22 protein-coding genes are annotated in these 24408 nt (G+C 38.5%); 7 read left to right on the top strand and 15 right to left on the bottom strand.

The genetic code is table 11. The features are described 5' to 3' along the window. Positions 1-5: 5 nt before the first annotated feature. The 9 genes from IB67_RS04470 to IB67_RS04510 are packed head-to-tail and all read right to left on the bottom strand — an operon-like array spanning position 6 to position 9915. Positions 6-1400, bottom strand: a complete 1395-nt coding sequence (locus IB67_RS04470) for a sensor histidine kinase (protein WP_498875492.1) — start codon at positions 1398-1400, stop codon at positions 6-8. A gap of 46 nt (positions 1401-1446) precedes the next feature. Beyond that, positions 1447-3075 (bottom strand): arginine--tRNA ligase, encoded by a 1629-nt coding sequence (argS, locus tag IB67_RS04475; RefSeq protein ID WP_339744683.1) that lies wholly within the window; start codon positions 3073-3075, stop codon positions 1447-1449. Between the two features lie 47 nt (positions 3076-3122). Next, positions 3123-3764 carry a ribosome biogenesis GTP-binding protein YihA/YsxC gene (gene yihA / locus IB67_RS04480; RefSeq protein ID WP_339744686.1) on the bottom strand — a complete coding sequence of 214 codons (642 nt, stop codon included), beginning with the start codon at positions 3762-3764 and terminating at the stop codon, positions 3123-3125. Then, positions 3670-6138, bottom strand: a complete 2469-nt coding sequence (gene lon, locus IB67_RS04485; RefSeq protein ID WP_084634322.1) for an endopeptidase La — start codon at positions 6136-6138, stop codon at positions 3670-3672. The genes yihA and lon overlap by 95 nt, the downstream gene beginning before the upstream one ends. Next, positions 6116-6574, bottom strand: coding sequence for a tRNA (adenosine(37)-N6)-threonylcarbamoyltransferase complex ATPase subunit type 1 TsaE (tsaE, locus tag IB67_RS04490; protein WP_245789460.1), 459 nt, complete (start codon positions 6572-6574; stop codon positions 6116-6118). Before tsaE ends, lon begins: the two co-directional genes overlap by 23 nt. Further along, positions 6571-8016 (bottom strand): glycerol kinase GlpK, encoded by a 1446-nt coding sequence (glpK, locus tag IB67_RS04495; RefSeq protein ID WP_498875493.1) that lies wholly within the window; start codon positions 8014-8016, stop codon positions 6571-6573. The genes tsaE and glpK overlap by 4 nt, the downstream gene beginning before the upstream one ends. 30 nt (positions 8017-8046) lie before the next feature. After that, positions 8047-8268 carry a DUF2905 family protein gene (locus IB67_RS04500; protein WP_072758039.1) on the bottom strand — a complete coding sequence of 74 codons (222 nt, stop codon included), beginning with the start codon at positions 8266-8268 and terminating at the stop codon, positions 8047-8049. Beyond that, on the bottom strand, positions 8180-9076 hold the full coding sequence (locus IB67_RS04505) for a PSP1 domain-containing protein (RefSeq protein WP_072758041.1): 897 nt from the start codon (positions 9074-9076) through the stop codon (positions 8180-8182). Before IB67_RS04505 ends, IB67_RS04500 begins: the two co-directional genes overlap by 89 nt. After that, positions 9073-9915 (bottom strand): DNA polymerase III delta subunit-related protein, encoded by an 843-nt coding sequence (locus IB67_RS04510; protein WP_072758043.1) that lies wholly within the window; start codon positions 9913-9915, stop codon positions 9073-9075. The genes IB67_RS04505 and IB67_RS04510 overlap by 4 nt, the downstream gene beginning before the upstream one ends. Before the next feature lie 133 nt (positions 9916-10048). Between IB67_RS04510 and IB67_RS04515 the strand changes: the two genes are divergently transcribed. Genes IB67_RS04515 through IB67_RS04525 form a run of 3 tightly spaced genes read left to right on the top strand, consistent with a single transcriptional unit; the run spans position 10049 to position 13851 of the window. Next, a complete protein-coding gene (locus IB67_RS04515; protein WP_072758045.1) occupies positions 10049-11119 on the top strand; it encodes a polyprenyl synthetase family protein in 1071 nt (356 codons plus the stop codon). After that, positions 11112-13268, top strand: coding sequence for a glycogen debranching protein GlgX (gene glgX / locus IB67_RS04520; protein WP_072758047.1), 2157 nt, complete (start codon positions 11112-11114; stop codon positions 13266-13268). Before IB67_RS04515 ends, glgX begins: the two co-directional genes overlap by 8 nt. 16 nt (positions 13269-13284) lie before the next feature. After that, entirely contained in the window at positions 13285-13851 is a 567-nt protein-coding gene (locus tag IB67_RS04525; RefSeq protein ID WP_072758049.1) for a hypothetical protein, read from the top strand. 7 nt (positions 13852-13858) lie between these two features. Here IB67_RS04525 and IB67_RS04530 read toward each other — a convergent pair whose 3' ends face one another. Both IB67_RS04530 and IB67_RS04535 read right to left on the bottom strand, forming a co-directional pair. Further along, complete coding sequence (locus IB67_RS04530; RefSeq protein ID WP_339744699.1) at positions 13859-14245, bottom strand: Rid family detoxifying hydrolase; 387 nt, start codon at positions 14243-14245, stop codon at positions 13859-13861. Between the two features lie 24 nt (positions 14246-14269). Further along, positions 14270-14971: an energy-coupling factor ABC transporter ATP-binding protein gene (locus IB67_RS04535; protein ID WP_339744702.1), complete on the bottom strand. Its 702-nt coding sequence runs from the start codon at positions 14969-14971 to the stop codon at positions 14270-14272. Positions 14972-15072: 101 nt separating this feature from the next. Here IB67_RS04535 and IB67_RS04540 point away from each other — a divergent pair, with 101 nt between their 5' ends. Next, positions 15073-15936, top strand: coding sequence for a YitT family protein (locus IB67_RS04540; RefSeq protein ID WP_339744705.1), 864 nt, complete (start codon positions 15073-15075; stop codon positions 15934-15936). Positions 15937-15985: 49 nt separating this feature from the next. Here IB67_RS04540 and IB67_RS04545 read toward each other — a convergent pair whose 3' ends face one another. Further along, positions 15986-17155, bottom strand: coding sequence for a methyl-accepting chemotaxis protein (locus IB67_RS04545; protein WP_498875494.1), 1170 nt, complete (start codon positions 17153-17155; stop codon positions 15986-15988). 193 nt (positions 17156-17348) lie between these two features. Between IB67_RS04545 and IB67_RS04550 the strand changes: the two genes are divergently transcribed. Continuing rightward, positions 17349-18098 carry a transposase gene (locus IB67_RS04550; protein WP_498875164.1) on the top strand — a complete coding sequence of 250 codons (750 nt, stop codon included), beginning with the start codon at positions 17349-17351 and terminating at the stop codon, positions 18096-18098. A gap of 3 nt (positions 18099-18101) precedes the next feature. Here IB67_RS04550 and IB67_RS04555 read toward each other — a convergent pair whose 3' ends face one another. Both IB67_RS04555 and IB67_RS04560 read right to left on the bottom strand, forming a co-directional pair. Next, positions 18102-18875 carry a cache domain-containing protein gene (locus tag IB67_RS04555; RefSeq protein ID WP_498875495.1) on the bottom strand — a complete coding sequence of 258 codons (774 nt, stop codon included), beginning with the start codon at positions 18873-18875 and terminating at the stop codon, positions 18102-18104. A 378-nt stretch (positions 18876-19253) separates the two neighbouring features. Continuing rightward, positions 19254-21239 carry a methyl-accepting chemotaxis protein gene (locus IB67_RS04560; RefSeq protein ID WP_424695417.1) on the bottom strand — a complete coding sequence of 662 codons (1986 nt, stop codon included), beginning with the start codon at positions 21237-21239 and terminating at the stop codon, positions 19254-19256. 319 nt (positions 21240-21558) lie between these two features. On the opposite strand from IB67_RS04560, the gene IB67_RS04565 reads away from it, so the two are divergent. Both IB67_RS04565 and IB67_RS04570 read left to right on the top strand, forming a co-directional pair. Continuing rightward, positions 21559-22761 carry an acetyl-CoA C-acetyltransferase gene (locus IB67_RS04565; RefSeq protein ID WP_339744714.1) on the top strand — a complete coding sequence of 401 codons (1203 nt, stop codon included), beginning with the start codon at positions 21559-21561 and terminating at the stop codon, positions 22759-22761. A 26-nt stretch (positions 22762-22787) separates the two neighbouring features. Beyond that, positions 22788-23507: a beta-ketoacyl-ACP reductase gene (locus IB67_RS04570; RefSeq protein ID WP_072758057.1), complete on the top strand. Its 720-nt coding sequence runs from the start codon at positions 22788-22790 to the stop codon at positions 23505-23507. A gap of 51 nt (positions 23508-23558) precedes the next feature. On the opposite strand, the gene IB67_RS04575 is transcribed toward IB67_RS04570, so the two are convergent. Further along, entirely contained in the window at positions 23559-24281 is a 723-nt protein-coding gene (locus IB67_RS04575; protein ID WP_245789466.1) for a substrate-binding periplasmic protein, read from the bottom strand. Positions 24282-24408 lie beyond the last annotated feature (127 nt).

Here is a 24408-nt window from a genome sequence, read left to right on the forward strand (position 1 = left end):
GATTATTATTTTGGTATAATTACAGTAAAGATACTGCCCTTACCTTCTTCAGATTCTACCTGGATTGTGCCTTTATGCAATTGAACAATCTCTCTAACAATCGCAAGTCCAAGACCTGTTCCCGGTATTGAATATGTAAGATCATTATCGACCCTGTAAAACTTGTCGAAGATCTTGTCCAGCTTATCACCAGGAATTCCTATTCCGTTGTCTGAGACCATTAATCTGATCTGATCATCTTCATCTATTGCCTCGATTTTCGCATATCTTTCTTCCTTGCTTTTGTCTGAGAATTTGATAGCATTCGTCACTAAATTTAGAAGAACTTGTTCCATACGCCCCGGGTCACAATTTACAGTCACGTTCTTGCAATCGACCATGATGTCAACGTTATAATCACTTGCCATTTGTTTTGCAGACTTCACAACATTTTCAACAATCTTGCATATGTCCGTGTTCTCCTTTACTATCTTCATAGTGTTAGATTCAATTTGTGAAAAATCAAGTAAATCGTTCAACAAATTTTCAAGCCTTTCAGACTGAGTTTGAATAATGGTAAGGAATTCTTGGATTTCTTCCAATGTCATTGGCATGTTAAGCATCGTTTCTGTGTAAGCCTTTATGGCAGCTAAAGGCGTCCTCAATTCGTGTGAAATGTTCGCTATAAAATTGGTCTTTATTTTGTCGACTTCTTTTAACTTTTGAATTTCCTTTTCAGTCGTTATGTTTCTCAAACTTACCAAGAAACGTTCTTCACCGAAAAATTCGACCTTCTTAATAGTTATACTGAAAAATGTGCTCTCCTTTTCGAATTCGAAAAAACCTGACTCGTGCTCAACTTCTTCTCGAATTTTTTCGAGCAAAGACCCACTTTCCTCAAGAATTTGTTTGGCTTTAAGATTCATAAACTCGATTTCTGTGTCTTTAAATACCAGAATGCCATCGTTTGAAACGTTAAGCACTGTCTCAAAATACTTTCTCGAATCATCCACCATCTTGAACAATCTAAGGTTCTCCAACGTAATTCCCGACAGATATGCAATTAACTGGAGGTAATCAATTATCTCTGGAGTTGGTTCACTTGTTGTTAAAAGTACAGCTATAGCAAGGCTCTTCTTTCCTTTAAATATTGGAACAAGACCTACATACAGGTCTTCAAATGGTAAAAACGTTGGATGTAACCTTTCCTCAACCCAACTGATATAATCGCTGTAATAGTTCTCACTTATCGATACGCCATTAGGTTCTAAATAAATTACATTTCCAGAGCTCAGAATGTTTAATACCTGAAAGTCTAAAACGCGTTTTATAATCTCACTCAGTGCAGTATAGAGAGTCTTTTCGTCTTCCACCTTTGAGATTTCCAACATATACTTCGAAAGTAACTGCTGAACGTCCATAATAAAGCACCTTCTCAATTAGCTTTAATATTTTACTATTCTTATCTTACATTTTTTCGGGCGCACTCACTCCGAGTAGTTTTAAGCCTTCTGAAAGTATGATCTTTACACCAAGAGCCAAATTTAACCTTGCATTTGTGAGTTCTGGATTGTCAGTGTCAACTATCTTGTACTCAGCATAATACTTGTGAAACGCGGAAGCAAGCGTCTCGAGGTAGTCAGTGAGATAGTGTGGTGAAAGTTTTTCTTTACATCTTTCTAATATATCATCGAAAGACGATATGTGTTTTATAATTTTCATTTCACTCTCGTTTTCGAGTAATTCAATGTTTTCTAACAGATTAAATTGAACACCTTTTTGTCTTGCATTTTCAAAGATACTTGAAATTCTGGCATGAGCATATTGTACATAATAAACGGGGTTTTCATTCGTTTTCGATTTTGCCAGTTCCAAGTCAAAATTTAAATGAGTATTTACATCTACCATAGCAAAGAAATATCTTGTAGCATCTTTGCCAACTTCCTCTATCAGCTCATCAAGTGTTACAAATTCTCCGGCTCTTGTACTCATTTTTACAATCTCTTCACCACGTTTCAAAGTCACAAACTGGTGAAGTAAGAAAACGAGAAAATCTTCCGGTACATCCAAAGCTTTCATCGCTGCGTACATTCTTGGAAGATGACCATGGTGATCACTTCCAAAGATATCGATTGCGATGTCATAGCCCCTCTTAAACTTCTTGTAGTGGTATGCAATATCGGTTAGGAAATATGTATAGCTGCCATCATTCTTTATCAAAACTTTATCGTTATCATTCACAAAGCGTGACACTCTAAGCCAAAGTGCACCCTCATGTTCGTAGGTTAAATCTTTTTCTTTCAGTATATTTAGCACTTCATCTACAGTTCCATCATCTATCAGGCTCTTCTCACTATAAACGTTATCAAACTTGGTGTCTAACATTTCCAAGGTCTTATCAAACATTTTCGTGATTTCGCGCAGTGCGTAATCCCTGAAAATATCTTCAATTTCGTTGTCCCATGTTCTGAAAAATCTATTACCGCAATCCTTTAATACGAGCCTTGCAATATCGATAACATAATCGCCTTTGTAACCGTCCTCGGGTATTGGTTCTTCGTATCCAAGGAGTTGATTGTACCTTGCCCAAACTGACTTTGAAAGGAGTTTTATCTGCCTTCCGGCATCATTTAAGTACATCTCTTTAGTTACATCGAAACCGATATACCTTAGGATATTACCCAGAACATCACCTATAACTACCTGCCTACCATGTCCAACTGTAAGAGGACCTGTTGGATTCGCACTACCATATTCCAACAATATTTTTCCTTTGTTCTTGAATCTCCAGATTCCTTCAGGACTTCTTAGGAAGTTGTCCAAGAAATCCCTGTAAAAAGTTTTTGATACTTTGAAGTTTATAAACCCAGGACCTGCGATTGAAATTTCGTCAAACATAGGATGTCCAGTTAATTTCTCCACAAAGTACTTGGCGACTTCACGTGGTGGTTTTTTAAAGAATTTCGCTCCAATTAATGCTATGTTAGTCGAAAAATCTCCAAATTTTTCTTCCGGAATCTCTACAACGAAATCATACTCCATTCCTGTTTCCATGAGATAACTCTTAAGTAGTGATTCTATCTCTCTTTTTATCATCTACTAAAAACCTCCTGTTTGTTGTGAATAATTTTAAATATTCAGAATTACTCTTCCGAGTTTTGCAGGGCTTCAACTATAACTTTCCATACATCTTCTATGCCTTCCTTGCTCAAAGATGAACAAGGAATGATTTTTTCTACACCATATTCAGAAAGGACTCTTTTGAAATAAGAGATTTGCTTGTTTAGCTCATTAGAAGAGAGTTTATCTGTTTTCGTCAGCAACACAACTGGACTAATTCCTAAGATCTGTAACCATTCGAGAAGCTGTTCATCGGATTCCATCAATTCGTGCCTCGAATCAATAAGTGAAAAGAGGAGCTTCATATTCCAACTTCTTTCTGAAAAGTATCTTTCTATAATCTTCCTCCACTCTTCTCTATCTTTTTTTGAAGTCCTTGCGTAACCATATCCGGGAAGGTCTACAAAATAAAACTTTCCGTTAACCTTAAAATAATTTATTGTTTTCGTCTTTCCTGGATTTTTACTAACAAAAGCAACTTTTTTTCCTAAGAGCGCATTTAATAAGCTTGATTTTCCAACATTTGATCTTCCAACAAACGTGAATTCCCCAAGGAGGGGGTCAGGAAATCTATCGTTTGGAGTTGCTATCACCTTTGCGAGTTCTACGTTTTCCGCTATTCTTTTTTGTAATTGCATCGGATTTTTCTTGTTTAGATTTGTCACAGAGTGCCACCTCCAGTACCTCATCTATAGTTTGGACGAACACAAACTTCATCTTTTCGCACACATCTTTTGGTATTTTTTCCAAATCAACTTCATTCTTCTTAGGCATAATGACTGTATTGATTCCTTTTCTGTAAGCCGCCAATACCTTTTCCTTAATTCCGCCGACCGGTAATATACGACCTCTGAGCGTTATTTCGCCAGTCATTGCTATGTCGTTTCGAACGGGTATATCCTTGATTATAGAGACCAGAGCTGTTGTTATAGTAATTCCCGCGCTTGGACCATCTTTTGGTACTGCGCCTTCTGGCACGTGTATATGTATATCGTTTTTCGAAAACTTTTCAGCATATTCATCGCCGCACATCTTTTTGGCAAGACTTAAAGCAATTCTTACCGATTCTTTCATAACATCGCCCAATTGTCCGGTTATTATCAGTCCGCCATTGCCTGGTAAAAGTGTGCTCTCTACATAGAGTGTAGTTCCACCGTTTGGTGTCCATGCAAGTCCTGTTGCAACACCTACAAGTGGTTCATCTAATCTGTCTTCTTCTCTGACTTTGCTTGGTCCAAGATATTCTGATACTTTTTCGGGAGTAATTACAACTTTCTTTCCGACTTTTGTGTATTCCAATGTGGCTCTTCTAATGACGCTTCTAAGCTGTCTTTCAAGTTCCCTTACACCAGGTTCCATTGTATATTCATTTATAATTTTCCCTATCGATTCATCTTTGAATTCAAAAACCTTCTTATCTGTTTCTGTGAATTCTTCGTATATCTTTGGAATTATGTGCTTCTTCGCAATATGAAATTTTTCAACATCCGTGTAACTTGAAATTTCAATAACTTCCATACGATCTCTCAGTGCTGGTGGTATTGAGTATATTACGTTAGCGGTTGTTACAAATAGTACTTCGGATAGGTCGTATGGTAACTCGATGTATAGGTCAACAAAGTCCTTATTCTGTTCGGGATCAAGCACTTCAAGGAGTGCAGATGCTGGATCTCCTTGGAAACTTATTCCCATTTTGTCTATTTCATCTAAAAGTATTATGGGATTCCTCACTCCAAGTTTCCTGATTAGCTGTATGATTCTTCCTGGTAATGCACCAACGTATGTTCTTCGATGTCCCCTGATTTCGGCTTCGTCTCGCAATCCGCCAAGGGACATTCTGCCGAACTTTCTGTTCATCGCCCGAGCTATCGATTTTGCGAGCGATGTCTTTCCAACTCCCGGAGGTCCAACGAAACATATTATAGGTGCCTTCGCCTTGTCAGACAGCTTTCTTGTCGCAAGGTATTCAAGGATTCTTCTTTTCGGTTCTTCGAGTCCGTAGTGGTCCTCTTCCAAAACCTTTTCAGCAAGGTTTATATCCAATGTGTCCTCAGTCTTCTCGTACCAAGGTAGATTGAGAATCCAGTCAAGATAAGTCCGTATGACGTTAGCTTCAGGAGCGTATGGTGACATCTTTTCAAGTCTTTGCAGTTCAGCTTGTGCTTTCTCTTTTACGTAATCTGGGTATTTACCTTCCTCTATTTTTGCTTTTAATTCCTTTATTTCGACATCTTCTTCTCCGCCGAGCTCATCGCGAATAACTCTAAGTTTCTCGCGCAAGTAGTATTCTCTTTGGGTTTTCTCAATTCTTTCCTTGACTTTCTGGTCTAACTGTTGTTCTATCTCAAGCAACTCGGTTTCTCTAACTAAAATATCGAGAATCTTCTCAAGCCTATTTGCGGGATGTACTATCTCAAGCAATTCTTGTTTTTCTTCTATAGTACCTGGACAAAGTGAAGCGGCTATATCTGCGAAAACATCCGGATTATCAACGTCTTCTAACAGCATTAACGTCTCCGGCGGTATTTTTCTTGAATACTGAACATATTTGTGGAGCTCTTCTTTCACCATCCGCATAAGAGCTATAAGCCTTTTAGACTTACCATATCGAGTTCTTAGCAAATCGAGTTCGAATACGAAAAACTTTTCGCCAACATTCTTCGTCCATCTTGCCCTTGTGATACCTTCTACTAAAACCTTGAACGTGTCATCTGGAAGCTTACCAACTTGAATTACCCTTACAACTGTTCCAATCTTGTAGAGATCATTTTCAGTTGGATTCTCGACGGTAGGATCTTTTTGATTTACAACAAAAACCAGATTATTTGTTTTCTCCATAGCCTCTTCAAGAGCCATGAGGGACATTTCTCTTCCAACATAAAATGGAACCACCGTGTTTGGGAATATAACCATGTTACTCCTCATAGCTATTGCTGGGAGTGTATTTGGAATAGATATTCGCTCTTCGCGGGCCTTTTTCGCTTCTTTCTCCAATCTGCTGAACTTCCTTTTATTCTTATTGTTCTTTATATTCTCCAAAGTTTAAGCACCTCCTGAACCTGCTAACCCTCTTTGATGGTACTCGCAGTCTTACCTTTCTGTGTTTTTCATCTTCATGTTCGAAGAATACAGTGATAACATCCTCTATGAAGTACGAATCTATCAGATTTCCCCATTCTATAACAAACACACCATTTCTGTCTTCTATTTCACCTTCGAGTACATAGAAAACGTCTTCTATTCCGTTGAGTCTATAGGCGTCTAAGTGATATACCGTCTTCGAACAAGCATATACGTTCATCAAGGTAAAAGTTGGACTTGTAACGATCTCTTCACTGCATCCAAGACCTGTAACAAGTCCTCTTACAAATGTTGTCTTTCCTGAGCCTATTTCACCTGAAAGTATTATAACATCACCTTCGGCAAGACATTGGGAAAATGTTCGCGCAAATGATTTCAATTCTTTTTCTGTCAAGATTCCCAACTCAAAGCACGATTCACAGCCTGTTTCCACTTACCGAACTCCTCCTCACGTGACTGTTTTGGTGTAAAGATTCTGTCTATTTTTCTTATCTCTTGAAGTTTCTTTTTGTCGACAATTCCAAGAGCCATAGCTGCCAATGTTGCCGCACCCAGGGCTGTTGTTTCCCTGTTCACTGGACGTTCAACAACTGAACCGACAACATCAGAGAGTATTTGTATTATAAGATTATTTTTCGACACACCGCCATCTACTTTGAGAGTATTAACCTTTATAGAACTCTCCTTCTCCATTAGCATGACGAGTTGTCCTACAGAGAATGCTATACCTTCAAATGCTGCGTATATTATATGCCTCTTATCGGTTCCTGGTGTTAAGCCAATTATCAAACCCCTTGCGTACGGGTCCCAGTACGGTGCGCCTATACCTGTAAGTGCTGGAACGAAATAGATACCTCCGTTATTTCCAACCTGTAAGGCTAATTCCGTTAATTCGGAACTATCTTTTGCAAATCCAAGATTTCTAATAAGATAGTTGACCAATGTGCCGGTTATGAAAACACTTCCTTCAAGTGCATATGTTAGCTCATCTTTTATTTTCCATCCAATTGTAGTTAACAGGTTGTGTTCAGATGTTATTAGGTCACTACCAGTGTTCATCAATATGAAACTACCAGTGCCGAGCGTACATTTAATATCTCCCTTTTGAAAAGCAGTTTGCCCAAAAAGTGCTGCCTGCTGGTCACCAACTAACGAAGCTACTGGTATACCATCTTCTGTATAGCCTATTAACTGTGCAGTATCAACTACCTGCGGCAAAAATTCTCTTCGTATATTAAATAGCGAAAGAAGTTCATCGTCCCAGTCTAAGGTTTTTATATTGAAAAGCATAGTTCTTGATGCATTTGAATAATCTGTTACATGTTTACCTGTAAGCTTCCAAGCAAGAAAAGTATCAATTGTTCCAAATCTTAAGGTTCCTTTATTGTACGCTTCTTTTACATCTGGCACATTTTCGATGAGCCACTCCATCTTCGTTGCTGAAAAATATGGATCAACAACTAAACCTGTTCTTCTTTTGATTTCGGTTCCGTATTCCTTTCTTAAATAGCTTGAACGCTCTGCTGTTCTTCTGCACTGCCAAACTATCGCATTGTAAAGTGTTCTTTTACTTTCAGCATCCCATGCAACAACCGTTTCTCGCTGGTTTGTTATGCCAATGACTTCAATCTTTTCTCCTTTTGAATCTGCAACTCTTTTACACTCTTCAAGAACCTCCACAACTGTTTGCCAAATATCATCAGGGTTATGCTCAACCCATCCTTCTTTCGGATATATCTGTTTAAATTCTCTTCTCGCTTCGTGAATTATCCCAAAGTCTTTATCAAAAAGTATAGCTCTTGTGCTTGTAGTTCCCTGGTCGAGTCCAATGTACATTTCCCTTTCCCCCTCTACCATTCGGCATTCTTATTTAAAAAATTTGCTAATTATATTCAATATAATCGTTAAAGCTACGCTTAAAATGATCATCGTTGTGATTGGAAAGATAAACACAAAATTCTTTTTCCTAATAACAATATCTCCTGGCAACCATTTCAAATCACTCATCTTCGATATCAGCAATATCATCAAGCCCATCGTAATAGTTACTACTCCTACCACTATCAATAACCTTCCAATTTCCCGCATTTTCTCCCTCCTTAAAGTATGTAAATGGGAGTGCGACCATCTCGCCATCTTCTGTTTGTAATGTTACTTTTGAGAGGAAGACGTTTACAGTTATTACTTTAGCGATCTTACCGTCATAGTATATCGTTGAACCTTCATCTGGTATGTTTTTGAGCGCTTCTATGTAATATTCGTGTTCATAAGTAAGACAGCACAGCAATCTTCCGCACGGACCAGTTATTTTTGAAGTATTAATCATCATCTGTTGTTGTTTTGCATGTTTTAGCGTAACACTGTCGAACTCTCTTAAGAAATAAGAGCAACAACTCTTTTTACCACATAATCCCAATCCTTTAATGAATTTCATCTCATCTCTTGCACCAACTTGCCTAAGTTCGATGCGTGTTTTGAATTCCTTTGCGATATCTTTTACTAATTCTCTAAAATCCACACGTGTTTTTGAACTAAAATATATTACCAACTTGCTCCTGTCGAATATATATTTTGATTGCAGAACTTTCATGGGCAATTCGTGCTTCTTCACAAGTTCAATAGTTACTTCACGTGCTCTTTTTGCAATTTCCTCATTTTCGCGAATTATATCTAAATCTTCTACCGTTGCTTTTCTTAAAACCGACTTCAGTTCGTAGTCTACATCATCTATGCTTATATCTTTCGGCCCCAAAAGAACTTTGCCGTAATCAGTTCCAAACTCACTGAGAACAATTGCGTAGTCTCCATAGGTCATTTTCTCACCATTATCTAAGTAATAGATAATCTTACCCATTGGCATTAATTCAACACCATAGACTGTTGCTTGTAAACTCACAGATTATCACCTCTTAAGTTAAGTAATAAAGTATAGTACGTAAGCTGGTAATTAAAGTTAAAAACTTTTGCTTTAAGCACACTATCACAAACTTGTGCAAGTCTAATCTTTTCTTTCAGTGTTAATCTTTCATCTTTGAAGGCAGTCCACATAACCGCTTTTGCTGTTATTTTCAGAAATCGGACATCATTTTTCTTAGAAAGGCGTAAAAGAAATTTACTAAAGGTTCTTAAATCCGCTGAGATATTCTTTTTGAACATTTCTTTTAATGACATGAAGATCGTTAAATCTGACAGATCTTCTGTTTTAGATTCAAATAGTTCATCTTCTGAAAGAACGTCGTAGTTTCCTCCCACCAATTCTCTGAGCATATCGTAGTTCCAGTAAGCTATAAATCTTTGAAAATCGTTTAATTCAGAGCTGATTTCTAATTTGACATACAATTTCTGCAATCTGCTCCTTATCGTTGGAAGTAGAGAGTTCCACCTTGTTGTTACAAGAATCAAGACAGCATAAGCTGGTGGTTCTTCCAATGTCTTTAAGAAAGCGTTTGCTGCTTCCTGCGTTAATTTGTCAGCATCATAAATAATGACAAATTTTGAATCACCCTGAGGAGTAAATTCTAAAAAATTTATGGCATTTCTTATTTCATCGATACCGATATTAGTTTCAGGCTCAATGATGAGTACGTCAGAAATCTTTGAAAAATCGATTATTGATCTCAACAAAGTCCTGGCGAATGATTTATTCACAACTACAAGACCATACGATTTACCATTCTCGATTCTTTTTCTCAGATTTTCAGCAGCATTAGAAATTTCATTGAATGTGACATCCAAAAAATAATGCACCTCCTGATTCACTACTTTTCCAATATATTTTATTATACCACATTTGCCAGTTTTAGACTATTTCAAACAGGTGTGGTATAATTTTATTTGCAAACTAACTGGTTAATGGAGGCAAAATAGAATGCGAGAAGAAGCTCTTGAAATACAGAAGGCCGTAGAACAGGAAATACAAAGAATCCTTAATGGGTTATTTGAAGATACACCAGGAGAACTGAAAGATGTGATCGTTGAGTTTTCACATTTTGTACTAAGGCCTGGAAAGAGGATCAGACCTTTTTTGCTTGTGTTAACATACAAGGGGTACTCGGATAACGATGCTGAAAATAATGCTCTGAAGTTAGCAGCAATAATTGAAATCATGCATGCCTTTTTACTCGTGCATGATGACGTTATCGATGAATCACTTTTAAGAAGAGGGGAACTAACGTTACACAAGATATACGAATCCAAATTTGAGAACGAAAAGCTCGGTAAAGACCTTGCAATAATTGTTGGAGATATAATATCGTTTTATCTTCTTGGCGTGTTATCTGAACTAAACATTGAAAGTCGAACCTTCAGAAAAGTATTGAGACTCTTCTCGGATTGTTATGTAAAAACAGGTTACGGTCAGCTGCTTGATATATTATACACTGGACGATTGGATGAGACAATATTAACAGACGATATCCCGGCAAAGATCAGCTTGTTAAAAACCGCGTACTACACGTTTATACATCCAATGCTTTTCGGTTACTATCTTAGTGGCCAGAATGATGAAAAAGAAATAAAAACGCTCACAGAAATAGGCAAACTCGTTGGGATTGCTTTTCAGTATCGAGATGACATAATTGGTACATTTGGTGGGGACAAAAAGAGTGTTAACGATATTGTTGAGGGTAAGGCTACCATACTGATAAAGAAAACTTCCGAAAAGCTCTCAAGCGAGAAAAAAATGACTTTGTTTGATATCATTTCCAAAAAGGAAAAAACTCAGGAAGAGATCGAACTCATACAGAGTCTGATTTTGGAGAGCGGGGCGTTAACTGAAACTGTAAATGAAATAAACATTCTCGTATTGAAAGCATTAGACTTACTTGAGAAGTTATTTATGAAAGATAGGTCCAAAGAAGAGATCAAGAGAATATTGAACAAAATACTCGAAATTCCGCAGATTGGAGAAGTTAGGAACGGTGGTGAAATAAGTGGCTGATTATCCACTTCAGTATAAGAACCCCGGACCTGACGTTGTACTAAAAACGAAGAGAGGTTATCCAAGATTAGGTGCAACACCTGATGAAACAGGGGTTAACTTTGCAATATTTTCTAGAAATGCCACTCGAGTTATCTTGGAACTTTACCAAAATTACTATGATTCGATACCATCGCATTCTTTTGAACTTGATCCCATAAAAAATAAAACCGGAGACATTTGGCACATATACGTCTACGGCATTGGACATGGCCAATATTATGGTTGGCGTGTAGATGGAACTTATGATCCACTAAATGGTAAGCGATTTAATGTTAACAAATTGCTCATAGATCCATACGCAAAGGCAGTAACAACATTTTTTGACTGGAACGATGATGCTGTTTATGGGTACGAGAGAAATTCTCCGATGGGAGACTTATCATTCTCTACAATTGATTCTTCAAAAAGCATGATAAGGTCAATCGTAATTGATGATTCAAAGTATGACTGGGAAGACGACAGGCAACTACACATACCGTGGAACGAAACTATAATATACGAGATGCACGTTAGACTTTTCACTATAAGCCCGACTTCAAACGTGAAATTTCCGGGCACATTCCTTGGAATAATTGAAAAGCTTGACCATTTAAAAGAGCTCGGCGTTACTACAATTGAACTTATGCCAATTTTTGAATTCAATCTTAACTCAAATCCCAATGTGAATCCAGTTACTGGAGAGCAGCTTAAAGACGTTTGGGGATACAACCCATTGAACTTCTTTGCAGTCACCGGAAATTACTCAGTTGGGCTGAAGCTCGGTGAACAGGTGTTTCTATTCAAAGACTTTGTAAAGATGCTTCACAAGAATGGCTTTGAAGTTATTTTGGATGTTGTGTACAACCACACAGGAGAAGGTGGAGAAAAGGGACCTACGCTTTGCTTTAGAGGAATAGACAACGAGATATATTATATGCTTGATCCGAAGAATAAAAGGTACTACTTAAATTATTCAGGGTGTGGCAATACCTTGAATTGTAATCATCCTGTTGTCAAAGAGATGATAATTGACAGCCTGAGATACTGGGCGACCGAAATGCACGTTGATGGTTTCAGATTTGATTTGGCATCTGTGCTTGGTAGGACGCCAGACGGTAGGTGGATAGGTGATTTATCGCTTTTGAAAGACATAGCCGAAGACCCAATTGTTGGAAAATTGAAATTGATTGCTGAAGGTTGGGATGCTGCAGGTGGTTATCACTTAGGACTCTTTCCAGAAGGATGGGCTGAATGGAATGGAAAATATCGAGATTGCGTTAGAAAGTTTGTCAGAGGCGATAATGGAGTAATTGAAGAGTTGATGCTTAGAATATCTGGTAGTCCCGACCTCTACGCAAATAGAAAACCGCATGCAAGCATAAATTTCATAACATGCCACGATGGATTCACCATGAGAGACCTGTTATCTTACAATAAGAAACATAACGAAGCAAATGGCGAAGGAAATAGAGATGGTACAGATGAAAACTTTAGTTATAATTACGGAGTTGAAGGTGACACAGATAATGAAAAAATCGTGAAAATACGAAAACAGCAGGTAAAGAACTTTTTTGCCATACTTATGCTTTCTCATGGAACTCCAATGATTTTGATGGGTGATGAATTTTTCAGAACACAAAATGGGAATAACAATGCTTACTGTATTGATGATGAAACAACGTGGGTTGATTGGACATTGAAAGAGAAACACAAAGATTTGTTTGAGTTTGTTAAAAAGATGATTCGCTTTAGAAAGTCACATCCTGCCTTAAAGAGAGAGTGTTTTTACGAAAAATACGATAAATTTGGCAATCTCATAACGGATATAACTTGGCATGGCATTAATCCTTTTGAACCAGACATGTGTTATCATTCTCATTCGATAGCTTTTATGATATCTGGATCAGATCCAGTTAAGGGTTTAAGGATAGATAACAATATATACGTTATCTTGAATCAATGGAAAGAACCTTTGAACTTTGTACTTCCGCCACTTCAAGGCGAAGATTGGTACTTAATCGTAGACACATCTAGAGATTATCCGGATGATTTCTTGGAAACTCCATACTTAGTGAAGGGATATTATACAGCTCAACCGCATAGTACTGTCATATTTATATCTGATTAGGGGAGGAATGCGGAGCATGGAAACTTTCTTTGGAACGATTGTCTTTTTGACAGGAATTCTTTTGAATAATTGGGTTTCAAGTTTACTTCTATCAAGACTAATCCTTATACTAACGATGGTAGGGATAGGTTTTCTTATAAAAAATCCATACGCAGTTGTTGTATTGACACTTCTTCTTTTACCATCGAGGTATATTTATACTCCTGTTGGAAAGGAGATGCTTAAAGATTTACGCAGGTTCTTATTTAACAGAGCCATGATTCGTAACAAGACTTACCTCACATTAATCGGTACCGCGGGCGTATTTCTTGGATTTGCGCTCCCTGCAATTAAGAATTATCCAATTTCAATCTCTGTTGTGATTATCGTTGCAATAGCAGTGATATATATTGTTGAATATTCCAACGAAAAAGCTTTTTATGATAAAGTCAAAATAGCACTCGGAAATAAAAGTGACGAGATTGAATCGTTAAAGGTAGCTTACGAAAAAATGGTACTCTTTTCGAGTACCAATGTTGATGATTTGATAAAAAATCGCATTGAACTATTCAAGAACGTAAAAGAAAAAAGAGAAACCAAATAAAAATTTCTTAGACAATTTCAACAATGAATTCCATCTCAACCAGTGCGCCTTTCGGAAGGCTTGCAACACCGACAGTGCTTCTCGCTGGGAAAACTGAAGTTTGAGCTTCAAAGTATTTCTGATAGACTTCGTTGATTTTCGAAAACTCGTCCAAGCGAGTTGTAAATATGGTTGTCTTGACGACGTTTTTCAACGTAAGACCAATTTCGGAAAGCATGGCTGATAGATTTTTCAAAATCTGCTCAGCTGCTTTCTCTACGTTTTCATTAACTAATTCGCCATTTTCCGGGTTAATCGGCAATATGCCCGAAAAGAAGATCACATTTCCAACTCTTATGGCCGATGAATAAGGACCGACAGCTTTGGGGCCTTTTGAAAAAGTCAGAACTTCCATGAAAGTGCACCTCCTCAACTGTATTTATTGGACTTGTATTTTCTTAAACTTTTCTGTGGCTGCTTTTCTGTAAAGCTCCGCACCATCGTGCGGATTACCGTCAAAGGCTATCTTTCCATCCTCAATGTAAATACATCTATCTACGTAAGGCAGAAACAAATTAAGTTCATGAGTCGCAACGATCACGCCTTTATTTGTCTCTTTCAACTTAAGCACGGCGTTCAAAACTTCTCTTTTACCGTTTTTGTCGAGCATGGCGGTTACCTCATCGAGCAATAAAAACTCAGGATTAAGTGCTAAGACTGAGGCAATAGCGAGTCTTTGTTTTTGCCCACCTGAAAGGTAATATGGATCAAAAAATTTGAGATCTGAAAGCTCGAGTAAATCTAAGACATACCTCGCTCGAGTCTCCATTTCTGTTTTACTGAACCCGATATTCTCAAGACCAAAAATAACATCTTCAAATACCGTGCTGCCCACAATTTGAGTTTCCGGGTTCTGAAAAACGTACCCTGTTAATTCAGATATATCTGAATATTTTTCCGGAATGATTATCTGTCCTGCAAAATCAATTAACCCGGCGAGAACTTTCAAAAGGGTCGATTTCCCGGAGCCGTTTCTACCTATTATCATGACTATATTACCTGTTTCGAATGTCGTTGTTATACCTTTCAAAACCTTCTTACCTGAGTAATTAACAGAAACATCCTGTAACTTGATATGCACATACTTCACCCCTTCTGGTATAATGATACCATGCGGATAAATTTTATGCAAAGAATACAATAGAGAGAATTTTTAAGAAAAGAAAGGAGGTTTCTAAAATTATGGATCTAAAAGAACAGATTAAAGAATACGTTTTGTCAACGATAGGAGTCTTACTTACAGCACTCGGGCTTGTGATATTCTTTATTCCGAACAACATAGCAGCCGGTGGGGCGAGTGGTATGGCTATGATACTCCATCGTTTGTTAAATGCGATACCCATTGGTGTTTGGATGTATATTATTAACATCGTCTTGTTCATTCTTGGATTTACACTTGTAGGAAGGGATTTCAGTTTCAAAACGATATATTCAACATTCGCACTGAATTTCTTTATAGACTTATTTGATAGAATACTCAAAATACCTCGCTATACAGGAGACGAATTGATGCTTGCCGTATTTTTTGGCAACGTATTAGCCTCAGTAGGTATGGCGATTGCCTTTGCAAACAACTCATCGACAGGCGGAACGGACATTGTAGCTAAAATATTGTCAAAGTATTTCCGTGCTCCGATAGGTACAACACTGCTCATGATAGACTTCTCAATCGGTATCTTAGCCGGTTTCACATTTAACCCACGTATAGCGATGTATGCACTACTTGCTATCATAATAAACGGCATAACGATAGACTTCATATTAAAAGGTTTGGAACTTGCGGTGACTATGACTATCATTTCGGGTAAAGTTGATTCAATAAAGGACTATATCCTGAATAAGATGGAACGAGGAGCAACTATACTGAAAGCCCGAGGCGCTTATTCAGGAAAAGATTTGGATGTCCTATATGTTGCATTAAGGCGCAGAGAACTTGGAGAAGTTTTGCATGTTATAAAGCAGATTGATCCTGATGCGTTTGTCATAGTTAACGAAGCAAGATACGTGCTTGGAGAAGGTTTCAGAAGTATAGATAAGGTTGTTTAATTCTATGAAAAAGCCCCCTCATCGGGGGCTTTCTTATCGCAAGTGCTTGTTAAATCTTGAATCTTCTCATTGATTCAACTAGCTTTTCTGCAATATCATCAAGGTTTTCTGCTGTCCTTGCAACGTTTTCTATCGCATCTGCTTGTTGTTTAATAGCCATTGTTACTTCGTTCATCTGCTCAACAACGCTTACCATTGACTTACTTGCACTGTCCATTGCACTGCTCATTTCTTCAGCTGCTGCACTCTGTTGCTGCGCACTCGCCGCTAAGTTCTCGGTCATCTGGGACATTCTAACGATACTCTGTAATATCTGTTCAAATTGTGACTTGATTAATGTGGATTGCGTTGCCGCTTGGTTGACTATTTCAACAGTTTCTTTTGTCGCATCACTTGCTTTCAAGCTTTCATCAACTATTCCCCTCAGGATGTTCGCAATATTCTGTGTTGCTTGTTTGCTCTCTTCTGCAAGTTTCCTAATTTCATCTGCAACAACAGCAAAGCCTCTACCAGCTTCTCCTGCCCTTGCTGCTTCTATCGCTGCGTTCAGTGCGAGCAAGTTTGTCTGTTCTGCAATTGAGTTTATCGTATCTACTATCTCACCTATGTTCTTTGCGCTTTCGCTGAGCTTTTCAACGGTTTCAAATGTTATGTTAGCTTTTTCTTTCGTCTGCTCGATGACGTTAGCTATAGACAATATTGCTTTCTGACCCTCACTCGAAAGTGATGATACTCTTTGAGCTTCTTCACTGAGCTTTTGCGAAGCGTTTGCAACATTCTGTGCACTTGCGGCGACTTCTTGGATACCGCTTGTCATCTCTTCAATAGCAGCCGATGCGGTGTTCACATTCGTGTTTACATTATCAACCTGCGCAGTGAGTTCTTCTATCGTGGCACTTGTTTCTTCAGATGCCGCAGCAAGTTGGGAAGCCTCTTGTTTTATAGTATTTCCTTCTTGGTTAATCTGTGCAACCACATCTCTAAGAGAAGTTATCATCTTTGTAAGTGCAGTTGTGATTTTACCAATCTCATCTTTAGATTTAGTTTCAACATTGATAGTTAAATCGCCTTGTGCCACTTTGTCGGTTGCTGTAACCATTTCACTGATAGGCTTTGCTATGAAAGCTCTTGTAAGGAATAGTGCTATAATTATCGATACGATAACTGCCGATGCTGTGATGGCTATCGTAACAATGGTTGCGATATTGACTTCTTTCATCAGATCTTTTTCTGAAACAACTGTTGCGAATATCCATCCATTTTGTAATCTCTTGTAGCCTGTGACCCTGGCCAAAGTGGGATGTGAAATTGGAGGGATGAGTTAACAAATAAAAAAGAGAGTTAACAAAAAGGGGGAACCGTGCCAAAATTGTATCGAACACCAATCAATACGAAAGGAGGCACAGTTCCCCGTGATCAAAGTTATTATACCAGAAAAATCATTAGAAGCTATTGCGAAAATTGTCTTTAAGAGGTCAAGGAGGATGTTTACGAGGAAATATTCGGATTTAGACATATTAAGAGTCATCATTGCAATGTGTTTGACGAAATGTCAGTATGTGAGGGAGTTCTACGATGAAGTCAAGAGAGGGAATATCTATTATCCATACAAGTTACCAACTCGGCAGACGTTAACGTATCGGATGAAATATATAGACAAAGCGAAGATATCAGGAATAATGAAGAAGGTAGCAGGGAGCATACTTGCGATAGATTCGAGCGAGTTGAGAAATAAGAAAGAGAGATTGCATGCGTTGTACAACAGCAAAGAGAAAGTAGTAGTGGACTTCGAGGTAAGTGAGAGGCGAGAATGGGACGTAGGGATAGAAATGACGAAAGGGTGCAAAGGTAGTTTAATAATAGGAGACAGGGGATATCACGTTAAAAAGTTCAGGGCAGAAGGGGAAGGAGAAAAGATAATCAGGCCGAGGGGAAAAGCTGGTGAAGAATTCATGAAAAGTGAGCTGATGAGGGCGATATACAGGAAGAGGTGGGAGATAGAGTACTATTTTGAAAGGTTGAAACTGGGATTAGTGATAGAGAAGATAAACAAAGCGACGTTGTTTACGAAGTTAACGATAAGGTTAATTGGGCAGGAGTTAACATACTTGATAGGGATGCTGAAGAAACAACCGAAGCTATACACAGTTCTGTTCACTTAGATTTTACATTGGCCAGGGTGTGTAGCCTGTGATGCGATTCATGCCTTCGTAGGTATAACCAAACACACCACTTTTAGAACCAGATATCCACTTCTTGAAAAACTCCTGATCACTTATGTTTTTACCAATTAATGAACCGTCTGTGTGTAATATTATGTTACCGCCACTTGTCACAACAGCATTGAGATAACCGTGTTCTTTGCTCATTAGTCCTTCTGAAAGTTTTGAAATGTCAAAATCAAGTGCAACTACACCGACTATCCCTTCATCGGTTTGGATAGCTTTCGCTATCGTCACTATGAACTTTCCAGAAGAAGCGTCGGCATATGGCTCCGTGATCACTACTTGACCAGGCTTCGTAACAGCGTCTCTATACCAAGGTCTAGAAGTTGGGTCAAACCCCTCGGGAAGCTCCGTTTCTGGTACCAAATACATCCTTTTGTCTTTCAATCCAACATACACGTACATCACATCTGGGTAACTTGTTGTAACGCTGTTGAACAACTTTTTCATCCATTCTTCTTCCTGATAATCATTCTTGTAAACACCTAAAACGTTTGCATCTTTTGAGAGCAATTCTATAAGCTTTACATGTCCATCAACAAAACTCATCAAGTTGTCACCATTGTTTTCAGCAAGTGCTTGAAGATTCTGTTCCGTCTTTACTATAATCGTCGAGCGGAGAGTTGATGTAGAATAAATGCCTATAGCTACCATAAAGAGCACCGAGACCATAACAACCACCAAGATTTTTTGGAACATCGTAAGGTTTCTCATAAAGTACCCTCCTCTTAGAATTTGTGCAAAGATTTTGATGTTTGATGTAAAAGATAATTATTTCTATTCATATTCATGATTATACCACAAATATGTACATGTATGTTAGAAGAGAAATTTAATCTACAAGCACCTATACGTTAAGCAATTCTTTCAAAAACAAAACAATTCCAAAAAAGAACATATACCTCCACACTTCCAAAAGTTAGTAAGAAAGTAGGTTTCAACGATAGCCAATATTGAAAATGTAAATGGATTTATCAATGCTACTACAAGTAAGACAAGAAGTTTATGTAGTAAAATCACTCCACACTTCTCAGTTAATTTCTTGTTAATAAAAACCCCAATCCCATATGGGATTGGGGTTTTCGTAATTTGTCAAATCTTGAATCTCTTCATCGATTCCACTAGTTTTTCTGCCACTCCATCAAGAGTTTCAGCGGTTTTTGCAAGGCTGGAAACGGCATCAGCTTGCTGCTTGATCGCTGTTGCTACTTCTCTTAATTGGTCAACAACGCTTATCATTGACTTGCTCGCGTTGTCCATTGCACTGCTCATTTCCTCGGCTGCTGCACTTTGCTGCTGTGCACTCGCTGCCAAGTTTTCTGTCATTTGCGACATTCTTACTATGCTCTGCAATATTTGTTCAAATTGAGATTTAATCACCGTAGATTGACTTGCCGCCTGATTAACAATTTCTACCGTTTCTTTTGTCGCATCGTTTGCTTTCACACTTTCATCTACAATCCCTCTCAGTATATTGGCAATGTTTTGTGTCGCTCTTTTACTCTCTTCTGCGAGCTTTCTTATCTCATCTGCAACAACTGCAAATCCTCGTCCAGCTTCTCCTGCCCTTGCGGCTTCTATTGCTGCGTTTAGCGCTAAAAGATTAGTCTGTTCCGCAATTGAATTTATTGTGTCAACTATTTCTCCTATGTTTTTTGCACTTTCACTCAATTTTTCAACAGTCTGAGATGTAATGTTCGCCCTATCTTTAGTTTGCTCAATGACAGCCGCTATTGACAGGATTGCCTTCTGACCTTCGTTCGCAAGATTGGATACTCTTTGGGCTTCTTCACTGAGTTTCTGAGAAGCGTTAGCTACATTCTGTGCACTTGCTGCAACTTCTTGTATACCGCTTGTCATCTGCTCTAAGGCAGCCGACGCGTTGTTTACACTCAGATTCACATTATCAGCTTCTGCTGTTAATTCTTCTATAGTAGCACTCGTTTCCTCTGAAGAGGCAGCAACTTGTGATGATTCATGCTTAAGAGTCACTGCCTCTTGTTGGATTTGCATAGCAATTTCTCTCAGAGAAGATACCATCTTCGAAAGAGCATTGGCAAGCTTACCAATTTCTTCTTTAGATTTTACTTGTATATCCACAGTCAAATCTCCTTGCGAAACCTTATCGGCTGCGGTAACTATTTCGTTGATTGGTTTAACTATAAGTCTTCTTGTGAATAAGAGTGCGATGAGTATTGAGACAACTATTGCTAAGAGCACAATTGATAATGTAATTATCGTTGCAATGTTGACATTCTTCATTAGGTCTTTCTCTAAAACAAGCGTTGCAAATATCCAACCATTCGGTAATCTCTTATAACCGGTGATTCGCTTAACGTTGTTAAATGTGTAACCAAATACACCGCTCTCAGGTCCAGAGAGCCATTTCTTAAAGAATTCTTGGTCGCTTACGTTCTTACCAACTAATGAGCTGTCAGTATGTAATATTATATTTCCTCCACTTGTCACAACGGCATTGAGATAACCAAGCTCCTTACCCTTTGACATGAGCTTTTTTGAAAGTTCCGATATGTCAAAATCAAGCGCTACTACACCTACTATTCCTTCATCTGTTTGGACAGTCTTTGCAATTGTTACAACGAGCTTCCCAGTAGCTGCGTCTGCGTATGGCTCAGTGATAATTGTCTTGCCAGCATTCGCTATGGCTTCCTTATACCATGGTCTCGTTGTTGGATCGTATCCCTCTGGAAGTTCCTGTTCAGGTATTAAAAACATTCTTCTATCTTTCAACCCGACGTAAACATACATCACATCTGGATAACTCTTCATAACACTTTGGAACAGTTTTTTCATCCAGACTTCTTCCTGAAATTCGTTTTTGTAAACCCCCAATACATTTGCATCTTTTGAGAGTAGCTCTATTAGTTTGATATGTCCGTCTATGAAACTTACAAGGTTATCTCCGCTGTTCTCTGCAAGTGATTGAAGATTTTGCTGTGTCATTTCAATAATAGTAGAGCGCAAATTCAGTGTGGAGTAAGTGCCTATAGCTAACATGAACAGTATTAGAATAACAACAATCACCGATATCTTTTGAAACATAGTAAGGTTTCTCATAAGAATCCCTCCTTCTGATTGGTGTCCACCAACAGTTTAGATTTAATTCATCAATACATAAATCCTCTTCTGAGCATAGGTTCTTGGTTCTGAGTTCGAAGTACGTATTGTAAAAATTAAAATTCAAAGAAAATCTGCGCAAAGTGAATGATAGCTTTATTTTCATTAGAAATATCAGTCTAAATTGTGTTTCTTCAGATACAATTATTTTGACATCAAAAGACTAAAAATGGTTTAATCAATTATGTAATGTGAATGGTGATTCATATTTTTTATTATGAGTCTTTTCTGAAGTTTAAGGAAGGTGGAGGTGGATTTGATGGTCTATATACTCGGGGCAAAAAGAACGGCTATAGGCACATTTGCAGGTTCTTTGAAAGATATTCCGGCACCACAACTCGGAACGATTGCAGCAAAGGGGGCTATTGAGCAATCAGGTGTTCCTGTGGAAGATTTCGATGAAACGATTGTTGGATGTATACTTACCGCAGGTCAGGGGATGGGACCAGGTAGGCAGGTTGGTATATATGCAGGTATTCCTGTTGAGAAACCTGGTTATACTGTCAATATGCTGTGTGGTAGCGGAATGAAGGCAGTTATGATCGGTGCTACCGATATCGAGCTTGGAGAGGCAGATGTAGTGCTTGCAGGTGGCATAGAAAGTATGTCTCAAGCACCATTTTTGCTTTCTTACCGCGCTCGTTTTGGTCTGAAGTTTGGAAATCAGGAAATTCAAGACCACATGATACTCGACGGATTAACCGATGTATTCAATAAAGTGCACATGGGGATGACCGCTGAGAAACTTGTAGAAGAGTTTGACATATCTCGTCAAGAGCAAGATGAATTTGCGTACAACAGCCAGATGAAAGCAAAGGCAGCAATTGAGAACGGAAAATTTAAAGACGAAATCGTTCCCGTTGAAATACCAGACAAAAAGGGTGTCAAACTCTTCGACACGGACGAACATCCAAGATTTGACGTGACTCTGGAAAGTTTGGCAAAACTTAAACCAGCTTTTAAACCAGATGGAACTATAACTGCAGGTAATGCAAGTGGTATAAACGATGGAGGAAGTGCAATTGTCCTTGCAAGTGATAGGTATGTTGAAAAGAAAGGATTGAAACCTCTTGGAAGAATAGTTGCATGGGCACAAGCGGGTGTTGACCCAATGAGGATGGGGATAGGTCCAGTTCCTGCGACAGAAAAGGTTCTTAAGAAAGCCGGTATGTCGTTCCAAGATATCGAATTGATAGAGCTGAACGAAGCGTTTGCAGGTCAGAGCCTAGCCGTTATTAAAGGCTGGGAACGAGCATTTGGAGTTACGAAGGAATGGATACTGGAGCGCACAAACGTAAACGGTGGTGGCATTGCGCTTGGACATCCAATCGGTGCAAGTGGAAATAGGATAATCGTTACGCTCCTGTATGAAATGAAAAAGAGACATATAAAATACGGACTTGCGACGCTTTGCATCGGTGGTGGAATGGGTACTGCGGTTATCGTTGAGAATATTGAATGATTCTTATATAAAAGGGGGTAAACAACATGAGATTGGAAGGTAAAGTTTGCATAATCACAGGCGCAGGAAGCGGTATTGGAAGAACGGCGGCTGAACTCTTTGCAAAAGAAGGTGCTATCGTAATTGCATGTGATGTTGGAGAAGCATCTTACGAACATCCGAACATACATTTTTACAAACTTGATGTGACTGATAGAAACAGGATAGCAGAAGTTGTGAAGGATGTAATCGAAAAGTTCGGAAAAATAGACGTGCTTATTAATAATGCAGGTATCACACGCGATGCGCTCATTCAAAATATGACCGAAGAGGATTGGGATAGAGTAATAAATGTAAACCTGAAAGGCGTTTTCAATATGACTCAGGCAGTTGTCCCTTATATGCTCGAAGCTGGAAAAGGTAGTATAATTAATACATCGTCTGTGGTAGGTGTCTACGGAAACATTGGGCAAACGAATTACTCAGCGACAAAGGCTGGGGTTATAGGTATGACAAAAACCTGGGCGAAAGAATTTGCAAGAAAAGGCGCACAAATTAGAGTTAACGCAGTTGCTCCGGGCTTTATAAAAACCCCAATGACAGAGAAAGTGCCAGAAAAGATTTTAACGGCAATGGCTGAGAAAGCAGCATTAAAGAGGCTTGGAGAACCTATAGAAGTTGCTTATCTTTACCTGTTCTTGGCATCCGACGAATCAGCATTCATTACAGGTCAAGTCATAGGTGTCGATGGAGGACTTGTACTATAGTGTAGTTGATAATAATAAAATTGAAGCGCTCCTTTTAAGGAGCGCTTTCTTTCAATAATTTCCTACATAGGAAGCTATTATCTGCCTTATCTTATTTTCCTGAATTAACTTCTGAACCGCTTTATCAATTCGACTCTTGAGCTCTTTATTCAATGATATATAGCCTATCTTGGTCGTATAAATGAGTTGCTTTTGGACTGTAAGTCCGTACATTTTAGCAAGGTATAGTGCGTTGATGTAATCAAAAAATGCGCCATCGATTTTCTTTATCAAGAGATGTGTTATTATCTCTTCGTTAGAAACGTAAGATATGTACTTAACTTTCCTCCCGCTTTGATTCCATTGCTGAACGATGGTTTCTCCTGTTGCCCCTTTTTTGACTCCAAAAGTAATGCTTTCCGGTCTTCCATCCCACTTTAGATCACTTCTTGTCACAATAGCTAAACCTGAATCCATATAGGGTGTTCCGAAATCGTAGAGTTTCTTTCTCTCATCTGTCATATGTATGCCGCCTACGACTACGTCCATCGATAATTTTGTTAAAATCTCAGGGGAAATTGCGGAAAAAGGTAATACGTACACTTCAAGCTGATAACCTATCTCTTGAGAAACCGCCTTCCATATATCACATTCTATGCCTTTGAATGTGTTCCCACTCCAAAATGCATATGGAGAACCTAACAGGAACCCAACTTTAAGATACTGAGAGAAGATAAACGATGTAGGCAATATAAGAACAAGAGATAATAGTAGCAGAAGAATTCTTCTTATCAAACCGAAGCACCTCACTTCTTGGAATTTGATAAAACTTGTCTCTCATCTACTCTTTTAGACTATGCGAAGCTTTGGATCGTTGAAAGCTATATAAATTATTAAAAAAAGTACAGGGAAGGAATCCCTG

The organism is Fervidobacterium riparium (assembly GCF_025370035.1).
GTDB lineage: Bacteria > Thermotogota > Thermotogae > Thermotogales > Fervidobacteriaceae > Fervidobacterium > Fervidobacterium gondwanense.